Annotated in this window: 19 protein-coding genes; 17 read left to right on the top strand and 2 right to left on the bottom strand. The window is 63.6% G+C overall.

Features of this window, described 5'->3' with window-relative positions; translation table 11 throughout:
• The first annotated feature begins 253 nt into the window (after window positions 1-253).
• The 12 genes from glnE (at window position 254) to C9990_RS28965 (ending at window position 15,335) form a co-directional block, all read left to right on the top strand.
• A complete protein-coding gene (glnE, locus tag C9990_RS29020; RefSeq protein WP_106805350.1) occupies window positions 254-3,193 on the top strand; it encodes a bifunctional [glutamate--ammonia ligase]-adenylyl-L-tyrosine phosphorylase/[glutamate--ammonia-ligase] adenylyltransferase in 2,940 nt (979 codons plus the stop codon).
• Between the two features lie 188 nt (window positions 3,194-3,381).
• Window positions 3,382-4,416, top strand: coding sequence for a lipopolysaccharide heptosyltransferase II (gene waaF, locus C9990_RS29015; RefSeq protein ID WP_065900023.1), 1,035 nt, complete (start codon window positions 3,382-3,384; stop codon window positions 4,414-4,416).
• Window position 4,417: 1 nt separating this feature from the next.
• Entirely contained in the window at window positions 4,418-5,479 is a 1,062-nt protein-coding gene (gene waaC, locus C9990_RS29010; RefSeq protein ID WP_065900026.1) for a lipopolysaccharide heptosyltransferase I, read from the top strand.
• Window positions 5,479-6,603, top strand: coding sequence for a glycosyltransferase family 4 protein (locus C9990_RS29005; RefSeq protein WP_065900028.1), 1,125 nt, complete (start codon window positions 5,479-5,481; stop codon window positions 6,601-6,603). Before waaC ends, C9990_RS29005 begins: the two co-directional genes overlap by 1 nt.
• On the top strand, window positions 6,600-7,406 hold the full coding sequence (rfaP, locus tag C9990_RS29000) for a lipopolysaccharide core heptose(I) kinase RfaP (RefSeq protein WP_065900029.1): 807 nt from the start codon (window positions 6,600-6,602) through the stop codon (window positions 7,404-7,406). The genes C9990_RS29005 and rfaP overlap by 4 nt, the downstream gene beginning before the upstream one ends.
• The gene (locus C9990_RS28995; protein ID WP_065900030.1) at window positions 7,406-8,140 is read left to right on the top strand and encodes a lipopolysaccharide kinase InaA family protein; all 735 of its coding nucleotides are present in this window, start codon (window positions 7,406-7,408) and stop codon (window positions 8,138-8,140) included. Before rfaP ends, C9990_RS28995 begins: the two co-directional genes overlap by 1 nt.
• Window positions 8,137-8,889 carry a lipopolysaccharide kinase InaA family protein gene (locus tag C9990_RS28990; protein ID WP_106805349.1) on the top strand — a complete coding sequence of 251 codons (753 nt, stop codon included), beginning with the start codon at window positions 8,137-8,139 and terminating at the stop codon, window positions 8,887-8,889. The genes C9990_RS28995 and C9990_RS28990 overlap by 4 nt, the downstream gene beginning before the upstream one ends.
• On the top strand, window positions 8,889-10,325 hold the full coding sequence (locus C9990_RS28985; RefSeq protein WP_065900032.1) for a lipopolysaccharide kinase InaA family protein: 1,437 nt from the start codon (window positions 8,889-8,891) through the stop codon (window positions 10,323-10,325). Before C9990_RS28990 ends, C9990_RS28985 begins: the two co-directional genes overlap by 1 nt.
• Before the next feature lie 604 nt (window positions 10,326-10,929).
• Window positions 10,930-11,910 carry a sugar ABC transporter substrate-binding protein gene (locus C9990_RS28980; RefSeq protein ID WP_106805348.1) on the top strand — a complete coding sequence of 327 codons (981 nt, stop codon included), beginning with the start codon at window positions 10,930-10,932 and terminating at the stop codon, window positions 11,908-11,910.
• Window positions 11,910-13,433 (top strand): sugar ABC transporter ATP-binding protein, encoded by a 1,524-nt coding sequence (locus C9990_RS28975; RefSeq protein WP_106805347.1) that lies wholly within the window; start codon window positions 11,910-11,912, stop codon window positions 13,431-13,433. Before C9990_RS28980 ends, C9990_RS28975 begins: the two co-directional genes overlap by 1 nt.
• Window positions 13,426-14,412, top strand: coding sequence for an ABC transporter permease (locus C9990_RS28970; RefSeq protein WP_106805346.1), 987 nt, complete (start codon window positions 13,426-13,428; stop codon window positions 14,410-14,412). The genes C9990_RS28975 and C9990_RS28970 overlap by 8 nt, the downstream gene beginning before the upstream one ends.
• Entirely contained in the window at window positions 14,409-15,335 is a 927-nt protein-coding gene (locus C9990_RS28965; protein WP_106805345.1) for an ABC transporter permease, read from the top strand. Before C9990_RS28970 ends, C9990_RS28965 begins: the two co-directional genes overlap by 4 nt.
• A gap of 6 nt (window positions 15,336-15,341) precedes the next feature.
• Here the strand turns inward: C9990_RS28965 and C9990_RS32380 are convergent, their stop codons facing one another.
• Window positions 15,342-15,518 carry a hypothetical protein gene (locus C9990_RS32380; protein ID WP_157955105.1) on the bottom strand — a complete coding sequence of 59 codons (177 nt, stop codon included), beginning with the start codon at window positions 15,516-15,518 and terminating at the stop codon, window positions 15,342-15,344.
• A complete protein-coding gene (locus C9990_RS28960) occupies window positions 15,487-17,571 on the bottom strand; it encodes a TonB-dependent receptor (RefSeq protein WP_106805344.1) in 2,085 nt (694 codons plus the stop codon). Before C9990_RS28960 ends, C9990_RS32380 begins: the two co-directional genes overlap by 32 nt.
• 175 nt (window positions 17,572-17,746) lie before the next feature.
• Between C9990_RS28960 and C9990_RS28955 the strand changes: the two genes are divergently transcribed.
• The 5 genes from C9990_RS28955 (at window position 17,747) to C9990_RS28935 (ending at window position 23,428) form a co-directional block, all read left to right on the top strand.
• Window positions 17,747-18,124 (top strand): YceK/YidQ family lipoprotein, encoded by a 378-nt coding sequence (locus C9990_RS28955; RefSeq protein ID WP_106805343.1) that lies wholly within the window; start codon window positions 17,747-17,749, stop codon window positions 18,122-18,124.
• A 142-nt stretch (window positions 18,125-18,266) separates the two neighbouring features.
• Window positions 18,267-20,024 (top strand): carbamoyltransferase, encoded by a 1,758-nt coding sequence (locus C9990_RS28950; protein WP_065900046.1) that lies wholly within the window; start codon window positions 18,267-18,269, stop codon window positions 20,022-20,024.
• Window positions 20,008-21,138, top strand: coding sequence for a glycosyltransferase (locus C9990_RS28945; RefSeq protein ID WP_106805342.1), 1,131 nt, complete (start codon window positions 20,008-20,010; stop codon window positions 21,136-21,138). Before C9990_RS28950 ends, C9990_RS28945 begins: the two co-directional genes overlap by 17 nt.
• Window positions 21,138-22,034 carry an antimicrobial resistance protein Mig-14 gene (locus C9990_RS28940; RefSeq protein ID WP_106805341.1) on the top strand — a complete coding sequence of 299 codons (897 nt, stop codon included), beginning with the start codon at window positions 21,138-21,140 and terminating at the stop codon, window positions 22,032-22,034. Before C9990_RS28945 ends, C9990_RS28940 begins: the two co-directional genes overlap by 1 nt.
• Entirely contained in the window at window positions 22,031-23,428 is a 1,398-nt protein-coding gene (locus C9990_RS28935) for a PIG-L deacetylase family protein (protein WP_106805340.1), read from the top strand. The genes C9990_RS28940 and C9990_RS28935 overlap by 4 nt, the downstream gene beginning before the upstream one ends.
• Window positions 23,429-23,432 lie beyond the last annotated feature (4 nt).

Raw genomic sequence — 23,432 nt, 5'->3', positions numbered from 1 at the left:
TCGGCCATTTCAGCCTTTCGAATGTATATACGAGTAGTAAAACTACACAAGACTGAGCGGATTGCTCGGTCTGGCTGGTGAGCATAATCGTTATTGTTGATCTTTTGCGAACAAGAAAAGGTAGAAGTTTAATGTTGCCTGCCAAAATTAATGATTTTTCAGCTATTTCTAACTTTTGTTCGACAGTCCTTCATCGAGCGTGGTTCTTGCGTTCACAGCTACAAGCCATTTACGCGCCGATCAAGGATAGACCATGAGCCTGCCAACACTGGCCGAATTACCCGTCATTCTCTTGCCTTACGCCAGCCGGGCCGAGCAGTCATTTCGTGACGCAGTGGCCGCGCTGGACGACGATCATGGCCTTTCTGCGTGGACGCCGCAACGGTGGGCCGACTTCGCCCGCGTGTGCGCCGCCAGTGATTTCGTGATTGAACAGAGTGTTCGTGACCCTTTGATGTTGCTCGAGCTGGTGGCCTGGGGCGAGCTGGACCGCGGCTTTGCGCCGGGCGAGCTGTGCGGCCAGATCGCCGGCGCCGTGCAACAGGCCGAAACAGAAGATGAGCTGGGCCGCGTGCTGCGTCGCCAGCGCACGCGCCAGCAAGTGCGCATCATCTGGCGCGACCTGACCCGCCAGGCGGACCTGGTGCAAACCTGCCGCGACCTCTCCGACATGGCCGACGCCAGCATCGACCAGGCCTACCAGTGGCTGTACCAGCGCCATTGCGTGCAGTTCGGCACGCCGACTGGCCGACGCAGCGGCGAAGCCCAGCACATGGTGATCCTCGGCATGGGCAAGCTCGGTGCGGTGGAGCTGAACCTGTCGTCGGATATCGACCTGATCTTCGCCTACCCCGAGGGCGGGGAGACGGTGGGCGTCAAGCGTTCCCTGGATAATCAGGAGTTCTTCATTCGCCTTGGTCAAAAATTGATCAAGGCCCTCGATCCGATGACCGTCGACGGCTTTGTGTTCCGTGTCGACATGCGCCTGCGCCCCTACGGCTCGGCTGGCGCGCTGGTGCTCAGCTTCAACGCGCTGGAGCAGTACTACCAGGACCAGGGTCGCGACTGGGAACGCTACGCCATGATCAAGGCGCGTGTGGTCGCCGGCGACCAGGTCGCCGGTGCGCAGTTGCTCGATATGCTGCGCCCCTTCGTGTACCGCCGTTACCTGGACTTTTCCGCCATCGAAGCGCTGCGCACCATGAAGCAGCTGATCCAGCAGGAAGTGCGGCGCAAGGGCATGGCCGAAAACATCAAGCTGGGCTCGGGTGGCATCCGCGAGGTGGAGTTCATCGCCCAGGCCTTCCAGTTGATCCACGGTGGTCGCGACCTCAGCCTGCAGCAGCGGCCGCTGCTCAAAGTGCTCGGCACCCTCGAAGGCCAGGGCTACCTGCCGCCGGCGGTGATCGCCGAGTTGCGCAATGGCTATGAATTCCTGCGCTACACCGAGCACGCGATCCAGGCGATTGCCGATCGCCAGACGCAAATGCTCCCGGACAGCCCGGAGGACCAGGCGCGCATTGCCTTTATGCTCGGTTTCGCCGATTGGGCTGCGTTCCATGAGCGCCTGATGTACTGGCGTGGCCGGGTGGATTGGCATTTCCGCCAGGTCATCGCGGATCCGGATGAAGAAGAGGGCGAAGAGGGCGAACTGGTCGTGGGCGGAGAATGGTTGCCGCTGTGGGAAGAGTCCCAGGACGAAGAGGCTGCGTGTCGCCAGCTCGCGGAAGGCGGCTTCACTGACGCGCCCAAGGCCCTCAAGGCCCTGACCGGCCTGCGCAGCAGCCCGCAATTGCGCGCCATGCAGCGCCTCGGTCGCGAGCGATTGGACGCGTTTATCCCGCGCCTGCTGGCCCAGGCCGTCGAACACGCCAACCCGGACCTGGTGCTCGAACGTGTATTGCCGCTGGTGGAGGCCGTCGCGCGGCGCTCTGCCTATCTGGTGCTGCTCACGGAAAACCCCGACGCCCTGCGCCGCCTGCTGACCCTGTGCGCCGCCAGCCCGTGGATTGCCGAGCAGATCACGCGTTTCCCGCTGCTGCTCGACGAGTTGCTCAACGAAGGCCGCCTGTTCAAGCCGCCATTGGCGCCGGAACTTGCCGCCGAGTTGCGCGAGCGGCTCACGCGCATCCCCGAGGATGACCTGGAGCAGCAGATGGAGGCCTTGCGGCACTTCAAGCTGGCTCACCGCCTGCGCGTGGCGGCCTCGGAAATCGCCGGCAGCCTGCCGTTGATGAAAGTCAGCGACTACTTGACCTGGCTCGCCGAAGCCATCCTTGAACAGGTGCTGGCCCTGGCCTGGCGCCAGACCGTGGCGCGCCACGGCTCGCCGCAACGGCTGGACGGCACCTTGTGCGATCCCGGGTTCATCATTGTCGGTTATGGGAAAGTCGGCGGCATCGAACTGGGGCATGGTTCGGACCTGGACCTGGTGTTTATCCACGATGGCGACCCGCAGGCCGAGACCGACGGCGCCAAGCCGATTGATGGCGCGCAGTTCTTCACGCGCCTGGGCCAGCGGATCATCCATCTGCTGACCACCCAGACCAACTCCGGCCAGCTGTATGAGGTGGACATGCGCCTGCGGCCTTCGGGCGCGTCCGGGCTGTTGGTCAGTTCGCTCGGCGCGTTTGATCGCTATCAACAAAATGAAGCCTGGACCTGGGAACATCAGGCCCTGATCCGCGCGCGCGTGCTGGTCGGCAGCCAGGATGTGGGCCAGGCGTTCGAGCAGGTCCGGGCCAAGGTACTGGGGCGTGAGCGGGATCTGGCGAAGCTGCGCCAGGAGGTCAGCGAGATGCGCGCCAAGATGCGTGACAACCTGGGCACCAAGGGCACGGCGGCCGGCACCGGCGCCAATGCCTTCGAAGCCACGGCGCTGTTCGACCTCAAGCAGGACGCCGGAGGTATCGTCGATATTGAATTTATGGTGCAATACGCGGCTTTGGCGTGGTCTGCGCAGCATCCATCGTTGCTGCGCTATACCGACAATATCCGCATTCTGGAAGGCCTGGAGCAGGTGGGGTTGATGCCCGCCGCCGATGCTCATCTGCTGCGCGAGGTGTATAAAGCCTACCGCTCCGCCGCGCACCGCCAGGCCCTGCAGAATGAGGCTGGTACGGTAGCCGGGGATCAGTTCGCCGACGAACGGCGCCAGGTGATGCGAATCTGGCAGGAACTGGGGTTAAGCTGAAGCTCGAATAAAGGTGGGAGCGGGCTTGCTCGCGAAAGCGCTATTTCAGTCACTCGATGGGGCGGCTGACAGATCGCTTTTGCGAGCAAGCTCGCTCCCGCACAAAGCTGTTACCGGGCCAACCGTGACCTACAGTAATTTTCGAGGCGGGGAGGCATAAGCCTCCCCGCATCGTTTGTGGAAACTACATGAATATTCTGATCGTTGGGCCCAGTTGGGTCGGTGACATGGTGATGGCACAGACACTGTTCCAGTGCCTGCGCCAGCGCTATCCGGACTGCCAGATCGACGTGCTTGCCCCTGAGTGGAGCCGGCCGATCCTCGAGCGCATGCCCGAAGTGCGCAAGGCCTTGAGCTTTCCGCTCGGCCACGGTGCCCTGGAACTGGCGACCCGCCGGCGTATCGGCAAATCCCTGGCCGGCCAGTACGACCAGGCGATCCTGCTACCCAACTCGATGAAGTCGGCGCTGGTGCCGTTTTTCGCCGGTATCCCCAAGCGCACCGGCTGGCGTGGCGAGTTTCGCTACGGCCTGCTCAATGACGTGCGCAAGCTCGACAAGGCGCGCTACCCGCTGATGATCGAGCGTTTCATGGCGTTGGCCTATGCCCCCGGCGCCGAATTGCCGACGCCGTATCCGCGCCCGAGTTTGCAGATCGACCCAGTCACCCGCGATGCAGCGCTGGCCAAGTTCGGCCTGCAACTCGATCGCCCGGTGCTGGCGCTGTGCCCGGGTGCCGAGTTTGGCGAGTCCAAGCGCTGGCCGTCGGAGCATTACGCCAAAGTCGCCGAGACCAAGATCCGCGAAGGTTGGCAGGTGTGGCTGTTTGGATCGAAAAAGGACCACCCGGTCGGCGAGGACATTCGCCAGCGCCTGATTCCCGGCCTGCGCGAAGAAGCCGTGAACCTCAGTGGCGATACGTCACTGGCCGAGGCCATCGACTTGCTGTCCTGCGCCGACTCGGTGGTGTCCAACGACTCCGGCCTGATGCACGTGGCGGCTGCGCTGAACCGCCCGCTGGTGGCGGTCTACGGCTCCACCTCGCCGGGCTTCACTCCGCCGTTGGCCGACCAGGTCGAAGTGGTGCGCCTGGGACTCGATTGCAGCCCCTGTTTTGATCGCACCTGCCGTTTCGGCCATTACAACTGCATGCGCCAATTGCTGCCGCAGCCGGTGAACGAAGCCTTGCAGCGGTTGCAGGGCTCTGCGGTCGAGGTCCGATAGTTTGCGCGTACTGGTAATCAAGACCTCATCCCTGGGCGACGTGATCCACGCGTTGCCGGCACTTACCGACGCCGCGCGGGCGATCCCGGGCATTCAATTCGACTGGGTGGTGGAAGAAGGCTTTGCCGAAATCCCCACCTGGCACCCGGCGGTGGACAAGGTGATCCCGGTGGCGATCCGCCGCTGGCGCAAGAACCTCTGGCAGACCTTCAAGAGTGGCGAGTGGCGACGCTTCAAGCAGCGCATTCAGTCGACCAAATATGACCTGGTAATCGATGCCCAGGGTCTGCTCAAAAGTGCCTGGTTGACCCGTTACGTGCGGGCCCCGGTGGCGGGTTTTGACCAGCAGTCGGCCCGTGAGCCAATCGCCGCGCGCTTCTATTCGCGCCGCCTGGCCGTGGCCCGTGGGCAGCATGCGGTGGAGCGTTTGCGCCAGCTGTTTGCCGTGGCCCTCGGTTATGACTTGCCCAAAGGCCTGGGCGACTATGGCCTGAGCGTCGACAAGTTGCTCGGCTTGCCGCCGAAAAAGCCCTTCGTGCTGCTGCTGCACGGCACCACCTGGGACACCAAGCACTGGCCCGAAGCCTACTGGCGCGAGCTGGCCGAACGCATGGGCCGCCTGGGGGTGGACGTGAAACTGCCGTGGGGCAACCCGGTCGAAAAGGCCCGGGCCGAGCGCCTGGCCCAGGGCCTGCCGAATGCCGAAGTCCTGCCCAAGTTGAACCTCGCCGGTGTCGCCCGCGTATTGGCCGGTGCCCGCGCCTGTGTGGCAGTGGACACCGGCCTGGGCCACCTGGCGGCGGCGCTGGATGTGCCGACCATTTCCCTGTTCGGCCCGACCAACCCCGGCCTGACCGGCGCCTACGGCAAGGGCCAGATTCACCTGGCCAGCGATTGGTCATGCGCGCCGTGCCTGCAAAAGAACTGTACCTATCAACCGACGGCGGATGACCTGCGTCGGTTCGACATCAAGCGTGAGTCGCCCCTGTGCTTCACGCGCCTGAACCCTGAGCGTGTGGCGAGCCGGCTGAGCACGTTGTTACTGGCTGAGGAACTGCACTGATGCAACTGGCTTTTGTTCTGTACAAATACTTCCCCTTCGGCGGCCTGCAGCGTGACTTCATGCGCATTGCCCTGGAGTGCCAGCAGCGCGGCCATCAGATTCGTGTCTACACGCTGATCTGGGAAGGTGACATCCCGCCGGGCTTCGAAGTGCTGGTGGCGCCGGTCAAGGCGTTCTTCAACCATCGGCGCAACGAAAAACTCAGCGCCTGGATGGCCGAGGACCTGGCCAAGCGCCCGGTCGACCGCCTGATCGGATTCAACAAGATGCCTGGCCTGGACGTGTACTACGCCGCCGATGGCTGCTTCGAAGACAAGGCGCAAAACCTGCGCCATTCGCTGTACCGCAATTTTGGTCGCTATCGCCACTTTGCCGAGTACGAGCGCGCGGTGTTCGCCAAGGATGCCAAGACCGAGATCCTGATGATCTCCGAAGTGCAGCAGCCGTTGTTCATCAAGCATTACGACACGCCGCTGCAACGCTTCCACCTGCTGCCGCCAGGCATTGCCCAGGACCGTCGCGCGCCGCCGAATGCGGCCGAGATTCGCCAGGGTTTCCGCCAGGAATTCAACCTGGCCGACGACGATTTGCTGCTGGTGCAAATCGGCTCCGGCTTCAAGACCAAAGGCGTCGACCGCAGCTTGAAAGCCGTGGCCGCGCTGCCGACGGAACTGAAAAAACGCACGCGCCTGTTTGTAATCGGCCAGGACGACCCCAAGGTATTCCAGCTGCAAAGCGCGACCCTGGGCCTGGGCGACAATGTGCAGTTCCTCAAGGGCCGCAGTGATATCCCGCGTTTCCTGCTGGGCGCCGATGTGTTGATCCACCCGGCGTACAACGAAAACACCGGCACCGTATTGCTCGAAGCCCTGGTGGCCGGGTTGCCGGTGCTGGTCTCGGCCGTGTGTGGTTACGCCCACTACATCGCCGAAGCCGACAGTGGCCTGGTGCTGGATGAGCCGTTCGAACAGAGCCAGCTCAACCAGTACCTGGCTCGCATGCTCACCGACACTGCACAGCGCGCGGCCTGGGGCCGCAATGGGTTGGCCTTCGCCGAGACGGCCGACCTCTACAGCATGCCGCAGCACGCTGCGGATGTGATTCTGGCGGAGCCAAAACGATGAAGTTGATTCTTGCCGAACCGTTCAAGACTTTATGGGCCGGGCGCGATGCCTTCGCCGAAGTCGAGCAACTGCAAGGCCAGGTATTCCGTGAACTGGCGGCACGTCGCACCTTGCGCACAGAGGTGGAGGGCCGTCCGTATTTCGTCAAAATCCATCGGGGTATCGGCTGGGGTGAAATCTTCAAGAACCTGATCACCGCCAAGCTGCCGGTGCTCGGCGCCGGCCTTGAGTGGGCGGCGATTCATCGCTTGCAGGAACTCGGCGTGCCGACCATGACCGGCGTGGCCTTCGGTGAAAAGGGCAGCAACCCGGCGGACCAGCACTCGTTCATCATCACCGAAGAACTGGCGCCGACCCTCAGCCTCGAAGACCTCAGCATCAACTGGGTCGCCGAACCACCTGCACCCGCGCTGCGCCATGCGCTCACACACGAACTGGCACGCATGGTGGGCGACATGCACCGTGGTGGCGTCAATCACCGTGACTGCTACCTCTGCCACTTCTTGCTGGACACTTCCAGGCCCATCGACGCGAACAACATCAAGCTCTCGGTGATCGACCTGCACCGTGCCCAGTTGCGTGCCCATCTGCCGCTGCGCTGGCGCGACAAGGACTTGTCCGCGCTGTACTACTCGGCGCTGGACATCGGTCTGACCCGCCGCGACAAACTGCGCTTCCTCAAGGGCTACTTCCGCCAGCCGCTGCGCCAGATCCTGGCGGAGCAATCGGCATCGTTGAGCCTGATGCAGCGCAAGGCCGACAAGCTGTACGCGCGCAAGCAACGTTATGGGGATGCGATCTGATGGCGGGTTGGAACCTGGAACCTGCCTACGCCCACCTGGCGGATGATTTTGGAAGCCTCGACGCGGTTTTCGCCCTGCAAGGCGAACGCCTGACCCGCGATCCCTTGTCGGAAGTGATCCGCGTGGAGCGCGGCGGGGTCAATTACTACGTCAAGCGCTACACCGGCGCCGGCAAGGGTTTGCGGCGCTACCTGGGCAAGCCGCGCGTGAAGTCCGAATGGCAGAACCTCAAGCGCTTCGCCAAGTGGGGTATCCCCACCGCCGACGTGGTCGCCTGGGGCCTGGCGCGCAAGGGCCTGGCCTACGACCGTGGGGCGATGATCACCCGCGAATTGCCGAGGACCGAAGACCTCTCGGTGCTGGCCGAGCGTAACGATGCGCGACTGCGCGACCCCAAATGGGTCGACGCGGTCAGCCGCCAGCTCGCCGAATACACGCGAACCATGCACGACCATCGGTTTACCCATAACGATTTGAAGTGGCGCAACCTGCTGATCGACGACCAGTCGACCCTGTACCTGATCGACTGCCCCAACGGCGATTTCTGGCGCGGCTTCTGGCTCAAGTACCGCATCACCAAGGACCTGGCGTGCCTGGACAAGGTGGCCAAGTATCACCTGTCAGCCACCCAGCGCCTGCGTTTCTACATGCAGTACCGTCAGCGCCGGCACCTGAGTGCATCGGACAAACAGCGTATTCGCCACGTGGTGAAGTTTTTCGAGGGACGCGAATGAGTGATTTCCTGGCGGCCGAAGACCGCGCCCTGTTGGAGCGCCACGGCCTCGCGACATTCGACGCGCTGTGGGCCAAGCAACTGGACGCGGTGGACGAGCCGAACACCAGCCGTGGCGGCTGGAGCAGTGTGTTTCGCCTGGAGCTGGACGGCCACGGCTATTACCTCAAGCGCCAGAGCAACTACCTCACGCGCAGCTTGCACCGGCCGTTGGGCGAGCCCAGTTTCTCGCGCGAATTTCGCAATATCAGCCGCTACCGCAAGCTCGGTATCCCGGCGTTGCAGGCGGCATTCTATGGCGAGCGCAAGGTCGCCGGCGAACACCGCGCGATGCTGCTGACCCGCGCCCTGGACGGCTGGAATGACCTGGACTCGCTGCTGGAGCAGTGGGCGCACCTGAGCGACGCCCAGCATCACGCGATCCTGTTGGCCTGCGGCCTGTTGGCGCGCCGGCTGCACAGCGTTGGCCAGGTGCATGGCTGTTTCTACCCCAAGCATATTTTCCTGCAGGCCACCGGTGACGGTTACGCCGCGCAGTTGATCGACCTGGAGAAGACCCGCCCGCTGCTGTTCGGCTGGCGTGACCGGGTCAAGGACCTGGAGCCGTTGTTGCGCCGTGCGCCGCAATGGTCGGATGCGCAGGTGCGCCAGTTGCTGGCGGCCTACCTCGATCAGCCTGAGGATAGTGCATTGGTCGGCACCTGGCTGCAGCGCCTGACGAAACGGCGTAGCCACAAGGAGAACCGCTGATGCGTCTGTCCGAGCTGAAAAACGCCGGCCGCACACCGAGCCTGCCCCTCACTCTGGATCTCGCCGATGCCGCCGGCCCCGGCCAGTTGCAACTGCTGAGCCTGTTGCGGGTGTTGCCGGGCGAGCGCTACGTGGGCGCGGCGGTGTGGCGCGGGCGTCCGGTGCTGGCCAAGTTGTTGGTGGGCAGCAAGGCGGCGCGGCATTTTCAGCGTGAGCTGCGCGGCGTGCGGCTGCTCGCCGAGCAAGGCCTGACCACCCCGTTGCTGCTCGCCGATGGCTTGCAGGAAGGCGAGGGCGGTTGGCTGCTGTTCGAATTTATCGAGGGCGCCGAGAGCCTGGCTGATGCCTGGCACGCCGTCGAAGGCCTGCCGCCGTTGGCCGACGAGCAGACAGCGGTGCTGGCCGAGGCGCTGGGTGCGGTCGCGCAGATGCACGCCAAGGGGCTGTGGCAGGAAGACCTGCACCTGGACAACCTGCTGCGCCAGGACGGCAAGCTGTACCTGATCGATGGCGCCGGGATTCGCGTCGAAGAAGCCGGTAAGCCGCTGTCACGTAACCGTGTGCTGGAAAACCTCGGGGTGTTTTTCGCCCAGTTGCCAAAAAATCTCGAGCCGTTTACCGAAGAGCTGCTGGTGTACTACCTGCTGGGCAACAGCGAGCACGCCCTGCCGCTGGAAGCCTTGGAGAAACAGGTGCGCAAGGTCAGTGCCTGGCGCCTGAAAGACTTTCTGCACAAGGTCGGCCGCGAATGCACGCTGTTCAGCGTGGTGCGAGGGGCCTTTGCCTTGCGCGCGATTCGTCGCGAGGAAGAGCCGGCGATGCTCTCGGTGCTGGAGCAGGCGGATGCATTGCTCGACCAGGGCCACCTGTACAAGACCGGCGGGGCCGCCAGCGTGGCCAAGGTCGAGGTGGCCGGTCGGCCGCTGGTGATCAAGCGCTACAACATCAAGGGTTTCGCCCACTGGCTCAAGCGCTTCTGGCGCCCCAGTCGCGCCTGGCATTCCTGGCGCGAAGGCAACCGCCTGGCCTTCCTCGGCATCGCCACGCCCAAGCCGCTGGCCGTGCTGGAAAAGCGTTTTCTCTGGCTGCGCAGCCGCGCGTACCTGGTCACCGAATACCTGCCGGGTCCGGACATCATCGAGCGCTTCGCGCCGTACGTTGAAAACGGCGAGGCGCCGGAAAACGAACTGCAGGCGCTGGATCAACTGTTCGCCGAGCTGATCCGCGAACGCATCAGCCATGGTGACTTCAAGGGCCATAACCTGTTCTGGGACAAGGACCGCTGGTCGCTGATCGACCTCGACGCCATGTGCCAACACAGCTCAATCGCGAGCTTCACCCCGGCGTATTCCAGGGACCGCGCGCGGTTCATGCGCAACTGGCCGCAGAGCAGCGCGTTGTACCAACTGATCGATCAGCGACTGCCCAAACTGTAGGCGCCGGCTTGCCGGCGATGGTGGCCCGCCAAATCCATGTCGGATGACGGGCACACCTCGCCTGAGCGAGGTGCCGAGTGTTGGGGCAAGAGCGCTTTGGTTGCTTTCGCGCTTTTCGAAAGTGACCCGCTGCAAGAGCGGCACCCGTAGCCGCCGTTGCCGCAGAACGGGATAGGTACTCAGTCTGATCCAACATCCTGGTCGACTGTCAGGTCGCCTTCGCGGGCAAGCCCGCTCCCACATTCGCATGGGGGGGCAGATAAAATTCGTTTCAGGCAATTCCGCATTCCAGAAAGCGTAAAGCCCCGATGAAACTCACCGAGGCTAGAGCGCCGACCGGGACCCCCAGTCCCTTCGCGCCAGGTTCTATGCCTGCGATTCCAGGGTGTCAACGCAGGCGCTTTAGTCGAAATGCGCAAGCTGGGGTGCGAACACCCAGTGACAGGTGTTGCGTGGGCAACAGCGATTGGGCAGTTGTGTTCAAGAACGACATCACGCTTTCGCTTTGGGTTTTTATCTTGCTGATTTAACTCATTAAAAACCCTGGCACGGGCTCTGCAATAGCACCTGGTGAACCCTTTCACCGTTTGCAGCGGAGCCCTGTATGCCTTCCAGCCTTTCCTCGCTTTCCCGTTTGATCTGCCTTGGCGCCGTCCTGCTGCTGAGTGGCGTGGCCCATGCTGCAGAAGGTGATGATGCCGTGCCGTCCCTGGCCGGCAAGCGCATTGCGGTGAGCATGACCGGTACCAGTCACTATTTCGATATCAAGGCGTTCCAGGCGCAGGTCGATGAGATCAAGCGCCTGGGCGGTACACCGATCACCCTGGATGCCGGGCGTAACGACAAAAACCTGGTGACCCAGCTGCAGACCGTGGTCACCCAGAAGCCGGATGCGGTGATCCAGACCCTCGGTACCCTCAGCGTGATCGACCCCTGGCTCAAGCGCATCAGCAAGGCCGGCATCCCGCTGTTCACCATCGATGCGCCCTCGCAATACAGCCTCAACAACACCACCTCGGACAACGTCGCCACCGGCAAGGCGCTGGCCGATCAGTTGATCAAGGACGCTGGCGGCAAGGGCAAGATCCTGGTGTTCAATGGTTTCTACGGCGTGCCCGTGTGCGCGATCCGTTATGACCAGTTGAAGCTGGCGCTCAAGGATTACCCACAGCTGGAGATCATCCAGCCGGAACTGCGCGATGTGATCCCCAATACCGTGCAGGACGCCTATTCCCAAGTGTCGGCACTGCTCAACAAATACCCGGCGGGCAGCGTCTCGGCGATCTGGTCGGCGTGGGACATCCCGCAACTGGGCGCGAGCAAGGCATTGATCGATGCCAAGCGCACCGAGATCAAGACCTACGGCGTCGACGGCACCCCCGAAGTGCTGGCGCTACTCGGCCAGGCGAACTCGCCGGTGGGCGCGGTGGTGGCGCAGCAGCCGGCGCTGATCGGCAAGACCGCCGTGCAGAACGTGGCGCGTTACCTGGCCGGCCAACGTGACCTGCCCAAGGAAACCCATGTGCCCACGCTGCTGACCACCGCCGCCAACCTGGCGCAGGTCCAGCAGTTGCGGGGTGACTGATGGCGGCATTGCACCTGCAGCACTTGCGCAAACGCTTCGGTGCCACCCAGGCGCTGGAGGATGCGAGCCTGAAGGTCGAGCGTGGCAGCATTCACGGGCTGGTGGGCGAGAACGGCGCGGGCAAGTCGACCTTGATCAAGATCCTTGCCGGCCTTCACAAGGCTGATGCGGGACAGATCAGTATCGACGGCCAATCCTATGCCTCCTTGTCGCCGCGCCAGGTGGATGCGCTGGGCGTGCAGTTCATCCATCAGGAGCGCCTGCTGCCGGCGAGTTTCACTGTCGGCGAGGCGCTGTTTTTCGGCCATGAATTGTGCCGCGGGCCGTTCGTGGATCGGCGCCGACAGCAGCGTGAAGCCGAGCGCTTGCTGGCCGAATATTTTGATCTGCAACTGCCGGTCGGCGCCTTGGTCGGCGAGCTGAACAGCGCCGAGCGCCAAGTGCTGCAAATTACCCGGGCGTTGATCCGCCAGCCGAAAATCCTCGTATTCGACGAGCCCAGCGTGGCGTTGGTCAAGCGTGAAGTCGACCAGTTGCTGCGCATCGTCAAGCGTCTGCGTGACCAGGGTTTGTCGATTCTGTACATCTCCCATTACCTGCAGGAAATCGACAGCCTGTGCGATGAGGTCACCGTGTTGCGCAATGGCCGCGACGTGGCGGTGGTGCAGCCACGACACACCTCCAGCGCCGAGATTGCGCGGCTGATGGTCAACCGCGAGGTGCAGGAGATGTACCCCAAGGCCAAGGTCGAATTGGGCCCGCCGTTGTTGCAGGTGCGCGGGCTGAGCCTGGCGCGGCGTTATCGGCAGATTGACCTGCAGGTGCGCCGCGGAGAAATCCTCGGCCTGACCGGGCTGGTCGGCTCAGGTGCCAAAGAGTTGTTCAAGACCTTGTTCGGCGTGGAGCGCGCCGACAGCGGCAGCGTGCACCTGGACGGGCGCCTGTTGCGCCTGCGCTCGCCGGGCCAGGCGATTGCCGCGGGCATCGCCCTGGTGCCGGAAGAGCGGCGGAGCCAGGGCATTTCGCCGCTGCTGTCGGTGCTGGAAAACCTCACGCTGGCGGGGCTGGGAAGGTTCAGTCGCTGGGGGCTGTTGAGCCGGCGCCAGGAGCACGCGGAGAGCGTGCGCTTGATCGATGAACTGGCGATCAAGGCGCCTGGCCCTCACGCGGCGGTCAGTCAACTGAGCGGCGGCAACCAGCAAAAAGTCGCGTTGGGCAAATGGCTGAGTCGGCGCTCGGCCGTGTACCTGCTGGATGAGCCCTGCGTGGGTGTGGATGTGGGCGCCAAAGTGGAGATCTATCGCTTGATCGGACGCCTGGTGGAAGCGGGCGCGGCGGTGCTGGTGCTGTCTTCGGACTTGCCGGAGTTGCTCGGGATCAGTGATCGAATTGTGGTACTGCATCGTGGCGAGATCGCCGGTGAATTCCATGCCGGCGAGGCTGACAGCGATCAGTTGCTGGCCTGTGCGACGGGGGTCGTGCCCGCTGCAGCGCTGCCGGCGCGGGAGGTCGAACATGCTTGATGTCGCGACGCCTGGGTTCTCGCAACGCGTGTGGGTGCTGGTGCTGCGCCGGGGTTCGGTGGGGGTGTTCCTGGCGATCCTGTTGGGGTTTGCCGTGGCCGCGCCGAATTTTCTGTCGGTGGGTAACCTAGCCAATGTGTTCAGCCAGTCCGCGATCCTCGGCGTGCTGGCCTTCGGGCTGACCTGCGTGATTATCGGCGGCGGCTCGAATGTGGTGGCCGGCGGACTCGACCTGTCGTTGGCGGCCAATCTCGGGCTGTGCGCGGCGGTGTTCAGCCGGCTCAACAATGCCGGCCTGGAGCTTTGGCTCAGCGTGCTGCTGACCCTGGGCTGTGGCCTGACGGTCGGCGTGCTGAACGGCCTGGCGGTGGTGCTGCTGCGCTTGCCACCGTTGCTGGCGACGCTGGCGAGCATGAACGTACTGGCCGGGTTGGAGCTGGTGCTGACGGAAAACACCGTGGTCTCTACCGACTCGCCGCTGCTCGACCTGCTCAGCGGCGGCACCTGGCTGGCGGTGCCGGCACTGGCGTGGGTGCTGCTGGTGACGGCGGGCGTGCTGACCTTGCTGATCCAGCATTCGGCCTACGGGCTGCGCCTGCATGCGGTCGGCGAATACCCACAGGCGGCGCAGGCAGCCGGGATCCGGGTGCCGGCCTACGTGCTCTCGAGCTACCTGCTGTCGGGGCTGTGCGCCGCCGTGGCCGCGCTGTGTTCGGCGGCATTTTTCAGCGGCAGTACCACCGGTTCCGGCGACATGTTGCTGTCGGTGGTGGCGATCGCTTTTCTTGGCGTGGTGTTTTCCAGGCGACTGGTGGCGAGTATCCCGGGCACTTTGCTCGCTGCGCTGTTGATCGGTTTTCTGATCAATGGCTTCCAGTTGCTCAACGTGTCGAGCTTCTGGGTCAATGGTGTGCAAGGCGTGTTGATCTTGCTGGTGGTCGCCGCCTCCAGCGCCTTGAACCGAGGAGTCCACCCATGAACCTGCGCGCCTTGTTGCCGCTGACCTTGCCGCTGGTGTTTGCGCTGATCGTCGCGGTGTTCGCCGTGCAGGCGCCAGGGTTCCTGAGCGCCGGCAACCTGCACAGCCTGCTGCTGAACAACTTCGTGTTGCTGGCGATTGTCGCCATCGGCATGACTTACGCCGTGGCCGCCGGCGGTATCGACCTGTCGGTGAGCACCGCGCTGGATTTCGCCAGTTTCAGCTTCGTCGTGCTGCTCAATGGTGGGCATGGCTGGGCGGTAGCTGCCACGGGGGCGCTGGTCGCTGCGTTGCTGGTCGGGGTGTTCAATGCCGGCTTGATCGCCGGGCTGCGCATCAGCCCTTTCCTGGCGACCCTGGGGACGTTGTTTATTGGCACCAGCGCCCAGCAGTTGCTGTCGGACGGCGGTCAGCCGATCTATATCGCCCAGGGCGTGAAGCCCGAACTGACCGGCCTGATCCCGCTGCTGATCGTCCTTGGGCTGGCACTGTTCTACGGCCTGGCACTTGCGCGCGGGCGCCTGGGCCGTGAGTTGTTGGCCCAGGGCACCCAGCCGCTGCTGGCGTATTACTCGGGGTTGTCGGTGCGGCGCATCGTGACCGTCGTGGCGCTGGCCACCGCGTTGGCCTGCGGGGTGGCGGGGGTGTTGCTCAGCTCGACGGTCAGCGCCTACGTGCCGCTGTCCGGCAATGCGTTTTTGCTCAATGCGATTGGCGCGGTGTTCATCGGCACGACGTTGAGCCGACAGGGCCGGGCGAATATTCCCGGCACCTTGCTGGGGGTGCTGTTTATCAACGTGATCGCCAACGGCCTGCTGCTGATCGGCTGGAATTTCTACTGGCAGCAGGTGGCGACCGGCGTGCTGATTTTTGTGGTGCTGACCTTCAGCTTTGCCAGTCGCCGTGTGCTGGAGCGCAACTAGCCGGGGTTATTCAGCCTTGACCCGGATGATGCGGGGTTTGTAGGTGCCGTTTTCCACACGTGACGCGATGCGCTTCATGGGCATCGCTTGCTGAAACAGGCGTGCGAACGCTTTTGGCGCAGCGGCAGGCTGCTTGAGTTCGGTAAACGCATCAGAACTGGTATTGCGCGCCGGCTCCCGCATACCAGGAGCGTCCGGGCGCTGCTTCGTAGTAGCGGCCGTTGCCGTCGCCGACGATCACCGAGCCGACGTACTGGCGGTCGAGCAGGTTATCCAGGCGCAGGGTCTGGTGGAAGGTCCAGTGCTCGACTTTCTGCTCGAAACGGGCGCGCCAGTTGAACACGCTGTAGCCGGGTGCGACGTGTTGCTGGTTGGTGTCTTCGACGTAGACCTTGCTGCGGTACATGCCTTCGATGGCGGTGCTGACCCAGTCCCGTGGCTTCCAGTTCAGTTCGGCGAACAGGGTGGTTTGCGGCACGCCGGGGAGGTAGTTGCCTTTGTCGACGGGCTTGCCGCCGCCGATGAAGTCGCTGTCATAGGTGGCTTGCAGGCGGGTGTAGGCGAGGCTGGTGCTCCAGTGTTCGGCCAACTGGCTCTCGATGCCCAGTTCGAAACCGCGCCGCAGTGTGCGGCCGGCGTTCTGGTAGCTGGTGCGCCCGCCCAGGGACTGGTCGACGACCAGTTCGTCCTCGGTGGTGATCTGGAACACAGCCGCGTTGATCCGCGTGTCGTTCAGTTGGGCCTTCAGGCCCACTTCATATTGGGTACTTTCGGACGGTTTCAGGCCGAAGTTGAAGCCTTCGACATTACCTGGCGCGTAGGCCAATTCTGCCTGGGTAGGGGTTTCGAAACCTTTGCCTGCACTGACGTAGCCGTGCAACTCGGGCGTGAACGCGTACATCACGCTCATCGACGGGGTGTTTTTCTGGTAGGTCTTGCTGCCGCTGGCGTCGCCATTGCTCAGGAATTGATCGTCGACGTCCAGTTGCATGGTGCTGTGGCGGATGCCGGCTTGCAGGGTCCAGCGGTCGAGGGCCCAGTTGGCCTGGAGGTAGGGATCGAGGCTGCGCGCCGTGTCGATTTCATCGCGGCGTAGCTGGCCCTTTACGCCAAGGGTGGTGCCGCTGTAGTTCTGGTAGCCGTGGCGGCTGTCTTCGCTCTGGTCGAAGTCCAGCCCGGTGATGATCATCAGCTCACCCGGCGCGCTGTCGATGGGCTGCATCCAGCGTACGCTGCCGCCGTAGAACTTGCGGTCGAATTGCACCACGCCGCCGCCGCGTTCGTTGGGCGGGGTGCCTTTGGGGATCGACAGATACTGAATCACACTCCTGCGCCCCGTATACGCATTCACCTGCAACGTCGCATCGCCGATGTAGCGCTCGTAATTCATCCCCAATTGCTGATGATCGATGCTTTTGCGCGTGTTGTACTGCAACGCGGCGGGGTCCACGGAGCGAGGGTCTGCCTTATACGCCTGCCATTTCTGCCCCAGCGGGTCCTGTGTCCCGTTCTGCTCCAGGCTGCTGTAGATCAGCGCCAGCTTGCTGTCGTCATCGGGCTGGAAATTGAGTTTGGCGAAGGTCTGGTCGCGGCGCGCGCTGCTGTGGTCGCGATAGCCGTTGGTGTCCATGCGCGAGGCGTCGAGGACGAAGCCCGCACCATTGGCGGCGCCTTCGGCGCTCAGGTGGTTTTTGTTCAGGCCGTCGCTGCCCACCAGGGTTTCGGCGCCGATGCGCGGCGGGCCTTCACCGTCGCGGGAAAACATCTGGATCACGCCGCCGGCGTTGCTGCCATACAGCGTGGCGGCAGGCCCGCGCAGCACTTCGATGCGTTCGGCGGTGTCGAGGTTGAAGGTTGCGGCCTGGCCCTGGCCGTCCGGAGTGCTGGCGGGAATGCCGTCGGCAATCAGCTTGATGCCACGCACGCCGAACGCCGAGCGCGCGCCGAAGCCGCGGGAAGAAATCTGCAGGTCCTGCGCATAGTTCTGGCGGTTTTGCACCACCAGGCCAGGCACGCGGGACAGGGCTTCAGAGGCATTGATGCCCAATTGCCCGTCGCTGATCTGCTCGCGGCTGATGCCGTCCACCGAGTACGGCAGGTCGAACGTCGGGCTGGCGCTGCGTGAGCCGGTGACGACGCTGGGGTCGAGGATCAGGGCGGTGTCGTCTGCACGGGCGGTGTCACACAGGGCGAGCAGGCCGGGCAGCAACAGGGTGAAGCGAGTGAGCGGGGTCATGGTTCAGCCGGAATCCGTGGCGCTTAGGGTGTAAACGCGCAAAAGGGCGCGAGTTTAGTGACTCGGGCGATTTATTTCATTTAGGAATCGGCCTACGGAACCCGTCGGAGCGTTGGCGCTGGGCTCACACACGGCCCGATGTTAGCGTGGTCAGCCCCGCCCATGACAATGGCCGATGGGTCAAAAGGAGTTGTACGTGAGGAGTACGTCGATAGTCGTGTGCCTGGCAGCGGTGCTGGCGCTGGCCGGTTGCGGAACGATCAATACCGTGTTCCGCCCGGACGCCGTGGCCAGCCAGAACCTCAAGGATTCGCGCAGCCACTGCGAGAACGTTCCGCGCATCTACAGCGGGGTGATCTACGGGTTTTGTTCGCTCAATGGCGAGCCCAGGCCTGAAAAAAGCCTCAAGGACCAAAGCGTGTCCGACGCCGCCGGCAATGCCTTCCCGGTCATCGCCATCGAATTCGCCGCCTCCGGCGTACTGGACACGTTGGTACTGCCCTATACGATCTACCGCCAGAACAAGGACGGCAGCATCGAGATCTTCCGCTAGTCCCTCTTGCCGCTCGCCGCTAACAGCTTCCCACTGCTTTTGAGCTATAATCCCGCCCTTTAGCTGTTTCCTGCCCAGGTGGGAAGCACACTTTTTTCAGGCGCAACCCGCCTGCATGCAGACTAAAAGAGGCTAGACCCCTGTGGCATTGACGATTCTTGGCCTGTCCGGCGCCCTTAGCCATGATCCTTCCGCAGCCTTGTATATCGACGGCAAGCTGATCGCGGCCGCCGAAGAAGAGCGCTTCGTACGCGACAAACATGCAAAGAACCGCATGCCCTACGAATCGGCGAAGTTCTGCCTGGAACAGGCCGGCATCAAGCCTTCCGACGTTGATGTGGTGGCGATCCCGTTCGCCCCGATCAGCCTGTTCGGCGAGGCGCGCTGGCACTATGCCAAGCGTTACTGGTATGCCCCGGATCGCGCGCTCGACGCGATCCTGATGGGCAACCGTCGCTATAAGCGTTATCGCAACAAGATCGTCTGGTGCCTGGAGCAACTGGGCTTCGATCCGAAGAAAATCAAGATCGAACCGGTTGAACACCACCTGGCCCACGCCTCCAGCGCCTACCACTGCTCGGGCTTCCAGGAGAAGACCGCGATCCTCGGGATCGACGGCAAGGGCGAGTACGCTACCACCTTCTTCGGCTACGGCGAAAACGGCAAGATCCACAAGATCAAGGAATTCTACGATCCGGACTCCCTCGGCGGCCTGTACGGCGCGATCACCGAGTTCCTCGGTTTCGAGATGCTCGACGGCGAGTTCAAGGTCATGGGCATGGCGCCGTATGGCGACGCCAGCAAGTACGATTTCTCGCGCCTGGCCTCCTTCGAGAACGGCGAGCTGGTGATCAACACCGACTACGCCAACGTCATCGGCCTGCGCCGCTATAAAGAGAAGGGCAAGGGCTTCTACTTCTCGCCGAAACTGATCGAGTGGCTGGGTCCCAAGCGCGAAGGCGACATCGCCGACGAGCCGTACATCCACTACGCCGCCAGCATGCAGGCACTGTTCGAGAAGCTGGCCCTGCAGATGATCGACCACTACCTGGGCGACATCCTCAAAGACACCGGCAAGCTGGCCTTCGCCGGCGGCTGTGCGCTGAACGTGAAGCTGAACCAGAAGATCATTGCCCGTGACGACGTCAAGGAGCTGTTCGTGCAGCCGGCGTCGGGCGATGCCGGCACTGCCGTCGGTGCAGCGGCCTACGTGTCCCATGCTCGTGGCGTACCGGTGGAGAAGATGGAGCACGTCTACCTCGGCCCGTCCTACAGCAACGAAGACGTGATCGCCGCGTGCGCCAGGCACGAGAGCAAGCCGAACTGGCGCAAGATCGAGAACATGCCGCAGCGCATCGCCAAGATCATGGTCGACGGCAACCCGGTGGCCTGGTTCCAGGGCCGCATGGAGTTCGGCCCGCGTGCCCTCGGTGGTCGTTCGATCATCGGCTGCCCAAGCGCCACCGGCGTGGCGGACCGCATCAACCACCAGATCAAGTTCCGCGAGCGCTGGAGGCCTTTCTGCCCGTCGATGCTCGACACCGTGGCTCCGCAGATGATCAAGGTCGATCACCCTGCGCCGTTCATGACCTTCACCTTTGAAGTGGCGGAAGAGTGGAAGACCCGCGTGCCGGAAGTGGTCCATGAAGATGGCACCTCCCGTGCCCAGGTGCTCAAGCGCGAGTACAACCCGCGCTACTACGACATGATGAAAGAGCTGGAAGTACTGACCGGTAACGGCGTATCGCTGAACACCTCGCTCAACCGTCGTGGCGAAGCGATGATCTGTTCGCCGACCGACGCGTTGAACATGTTCTTCGGCTCGGACCTGCAGTACCTGATCATGGAAGACATCCTGGTCGTCAAAGACGGCGTGGACCCTTATGACGCGCTCGGCTGAACGCCACGTCCTGCAGTTCTGCCACGGCTATGACGGGCCGTTCCTGGACTGCGCCCGGCAGTACGCCAGTCTGTTCGCAGGCTCTGGCTATAAGGTGACCACGGTGTTCCTCACCGGGGTCGCCGACCCCGAGGTGGCCGCCGGGTGTGCCAGCGATGAAGTGTTGTTCATGGAGTTCAGCTCCAAGGCCGTGCGCGGCCTGAAGCTGGCGGCCATTGCGCAGTTGCGCAAGATTGCCGCCTCGCGCAGTTTCAGTTTCTGTATTGCCCACCGTTTCAAGCCGATCTACGTGGCCTTGCTGGCGACGCGGCTGCCGGTGATTGGCGTGCATCACGCCTTTGGTGACTACCAGCGTCGCAGCCGCAAGCTGTTTGCCGGGTTTTTCCGCAAGCGCCTGAGCCTGCTCGGGGTGTCCGATGCCGTGCGTGACGACATGCGCCGCTGCCTGCCAGCCTGGCCTGCCGCACGTATCCAGACCTTGTACAACCGTATCGATGTCGACGCCTTGCAGGCTATTCAGGTGCCGGTGCATGAGGCCCGTGATGCGCTGGGGTTGTCGCCGGACGAATGGGTGATCGGCAATGTCGGTCGCCTGCACCCGGACAAGGACCAGGCCACGCTGCTCAAGGGCTTTGCCCTGGCACTGGCGCACTTGCCCGTCGAGAGCCGCCTGGCGATCCTCGGCAGCGGGCGCCTGGAGCAAGACCTCAAGGAACTCGCCCGGGAACTGGGGATTGCCGACAAGGTGCTGTTCCTCGGCCAAGTGCCGGATGCGCGCCGGTATTTCCGCGCATTCGATGTGTTTGCACTGAGCTCCGATCATGAACCCTTCGGGATGGTACTGCTGGAGGCCATGGCGGCCGGCGTACCGTTGCTGGCCACGGCCTGTGGCGGGGCGAAGGAAGTGGTCGAGGGGGTCGGGATCCTGTTTCCCTTCGGCGATGCCGAACACCTCGCGCAGGGGCTGCGGCACCTGGCGGCGATGGATCAACACCAGCAACGGCAGTGCGCCGAGATGATGCTGGAGCGTCTGCGCGAGCGTTTCTCGGATCAGGCGGTACGCGCTACCTTCTGGCAACTGCCGCACGTTATTGAACTGACCGCGGGGGCCTGATGCTCAATCGATTCCAAGGCTGGCGCGAGCGGGGCTGGTCCGTCGTCGACGCGCCCGTCTACAGCGACGCCTGGCAGCGTTTTGGCGGCAGTGTCGCCACTCATCCGCAGGTGATCGAACGCCTGGCCGGCCTGGCTGACATCCCGGTGCGCTATTTGGCCTGGGAGCAGGGCGGCAAATTGCAGGCGTGCATCGCCACCTGGGGGCGCGACCTGGCCTTGTCCAAGGACGTGCTCAAGCAGCGCGGCAAAAAGGGCCTGTTCGACCTGGGCAACGCCGAGCTGATCCTGCCTGCCGCGCCTGACACCCAGGCCCCCTTGCGCCACCGCGCGCGCTACCTGTCGGCGCTGAACGAAGGCCGCTTCAGTGGGCTCAAGCCACAGGCCGAGCAATTGGCCATGGCCCGCACGCCCGAGGAACTGTCGAAGAAATTTCGCTACAACCAGCGCCGCGAGCTGCGCCTGCTGGACGAGGCCGGTGGTGTCGTGCGGCCGGTGAGCGAGTTTTCCAGCCAGGAACTGGCAGTGATCTACTGCGATTTGTTTCTGCGGCGCTGGGGCTTTGTCGCTACGGGTGCCGAGCGCATGGCCGAGGTGATCGAGCTGCTGCGTGAATGGCTGATCGGCTCGGTGATTTTCCTCAACGACGCGCCGATTGCGGTCCAGCTGGTGTACCGGGTCGAGTCGCCCGAGTGGATCAGCGTGGAGTACGTCAACGGTGGTGTCGATCCGCAAACCCGCGCTTTCAGCCCGGGCAGTGTGCTCAGTTTCCTCAACACCCAGAGTGCCTGGGAGCACGCCCGTGAAGCCGGCAAGCCGCTGCGGTTTTCGTTCGGGCGGGCCGACCGGGAATACAAGGACCGTTGGTGCAACCCTGTGCCGGTGCTGACCGTATGAGCCGCAAACAGCAATTGCTCAAGCGCCATCGGCGCAACAAACGCATCGGCGTGCTGATCGGCCTGGTGCTGCTGGTGGCGATCGGTGTCGGCGTCGCCTGGTGGCTGCCGCTGGTACTGGGCGTGCTGGCCTGGGCGGCTCATGAAGCCTGGTTTGCCGACCATTTGTTCTATGCGCCCAACGAAGATTACCAGTACCGTTTTTCGGCGGATGCCGCGGTGGCCGGGGTTAGTTTCGAGGGTGGCCGGCTGCGGGTGGATGGGCCGCTGGAAGCCAATGCGACGCTGGTGTTGGCCATCAAGCTCAAGAGCGGCTGGCTGGGGCGTTTTCTCGACCCGGCGATTGAGATTTACGGCGCTGACAGCGTCGACCGGCAAGCCTTCGAGCGCGGTGTGAATGGCCTGCGTTATCTGAATCTGAGTGGTTTGGCCCCGGCCCTGATGGCCGGTGAGCTGCGCCTGCGCGGGCGCTTTTGCACGCTGCAGGGCGCGCCCCGCCTGTGGGCCTGGGCTACGCCGGACTACTCGGCGCAACGCGTGATGGTCATCGCGCCGCATGCCGACGATGCCGAGCTGGCCGCCTTCGGGCTGTACAGCCAGGCCGAGAACCCATGGATCGTGACCCTCACGGCGGGTGAAATCGAAGCCGAGCACTATCAGCAGATGGGCCTGGACCCGGCTGAAGCTGCACGGATCAAGGGGCGTTTGCGCGCCTGGGACAGCATCGCCGTGCCGCGTTGGGCCGGTGTGCCAGAGGCGCATTGCGTGCAGTTGGGCTATTTCTGCCTGCAATTGCAGGCGATGCGCGCCACGCCCGATCAGCCTGTCGCTTCGCGCGAGGCCGAGCTGGAAGATATCCGCCTGTTTCGCCAGTTCAACGCGTTCCCGCTGCCGGCGGATCAGGACGGCTTGCCGACCTGGAATAATTTGCTGGCTGATCTGCGCCAGTTGCTGCTGACCGCACGTCCGCAAGTGATTGTGCTGCCTCACCCGGTCCTCGACCCGCACCCGGATCACATCTGCGCGCAGCAAGCGGTGCTCGAGGCCCTGCAAGGCCTGGAGTGGCAGCCGACCACCGTGCTGGGCTACGCCAATCACCTGCACGACAACGACCGCTGGCCCATGGGTGACGCGGGTGCCGGGATTGCGCTGCCGCCGCTGTTCGATGACGCGCTGCAGTTGTGGCCGTGCAGCCTGTCGCTGTCGCTGGTGCAGCAGCGCGACAAGGCCATGGCACTGGGCATGATGCATGACCTGCAGCCCGCGCCGCCGTTCAAGCGCCGGGTGCGACGCTGGTTGCAACGTGTGTTGGCGGGCCGTGCGCGGTCGCCGTATGGTGAGAACGAATTTTTCCGCAAGGCCGTACGACGGCATGAGTTGTTCTGGCGTTTGTGAAAGG

The organism is Pseudomonas sp. S5D5, from assembly GCF_003013355.1.
GTDB classification, from domain to species: Bacteria; Pseudomonadota; Gammaproteobacteria; order Pseudomonadales; family Pseudomonadaceae; genus Aquipseudomonas; species Aquipseudomonas aylmerensis.
This window is presented reverse-complemented; position numbering and strand designations above follow the sequence as displayed.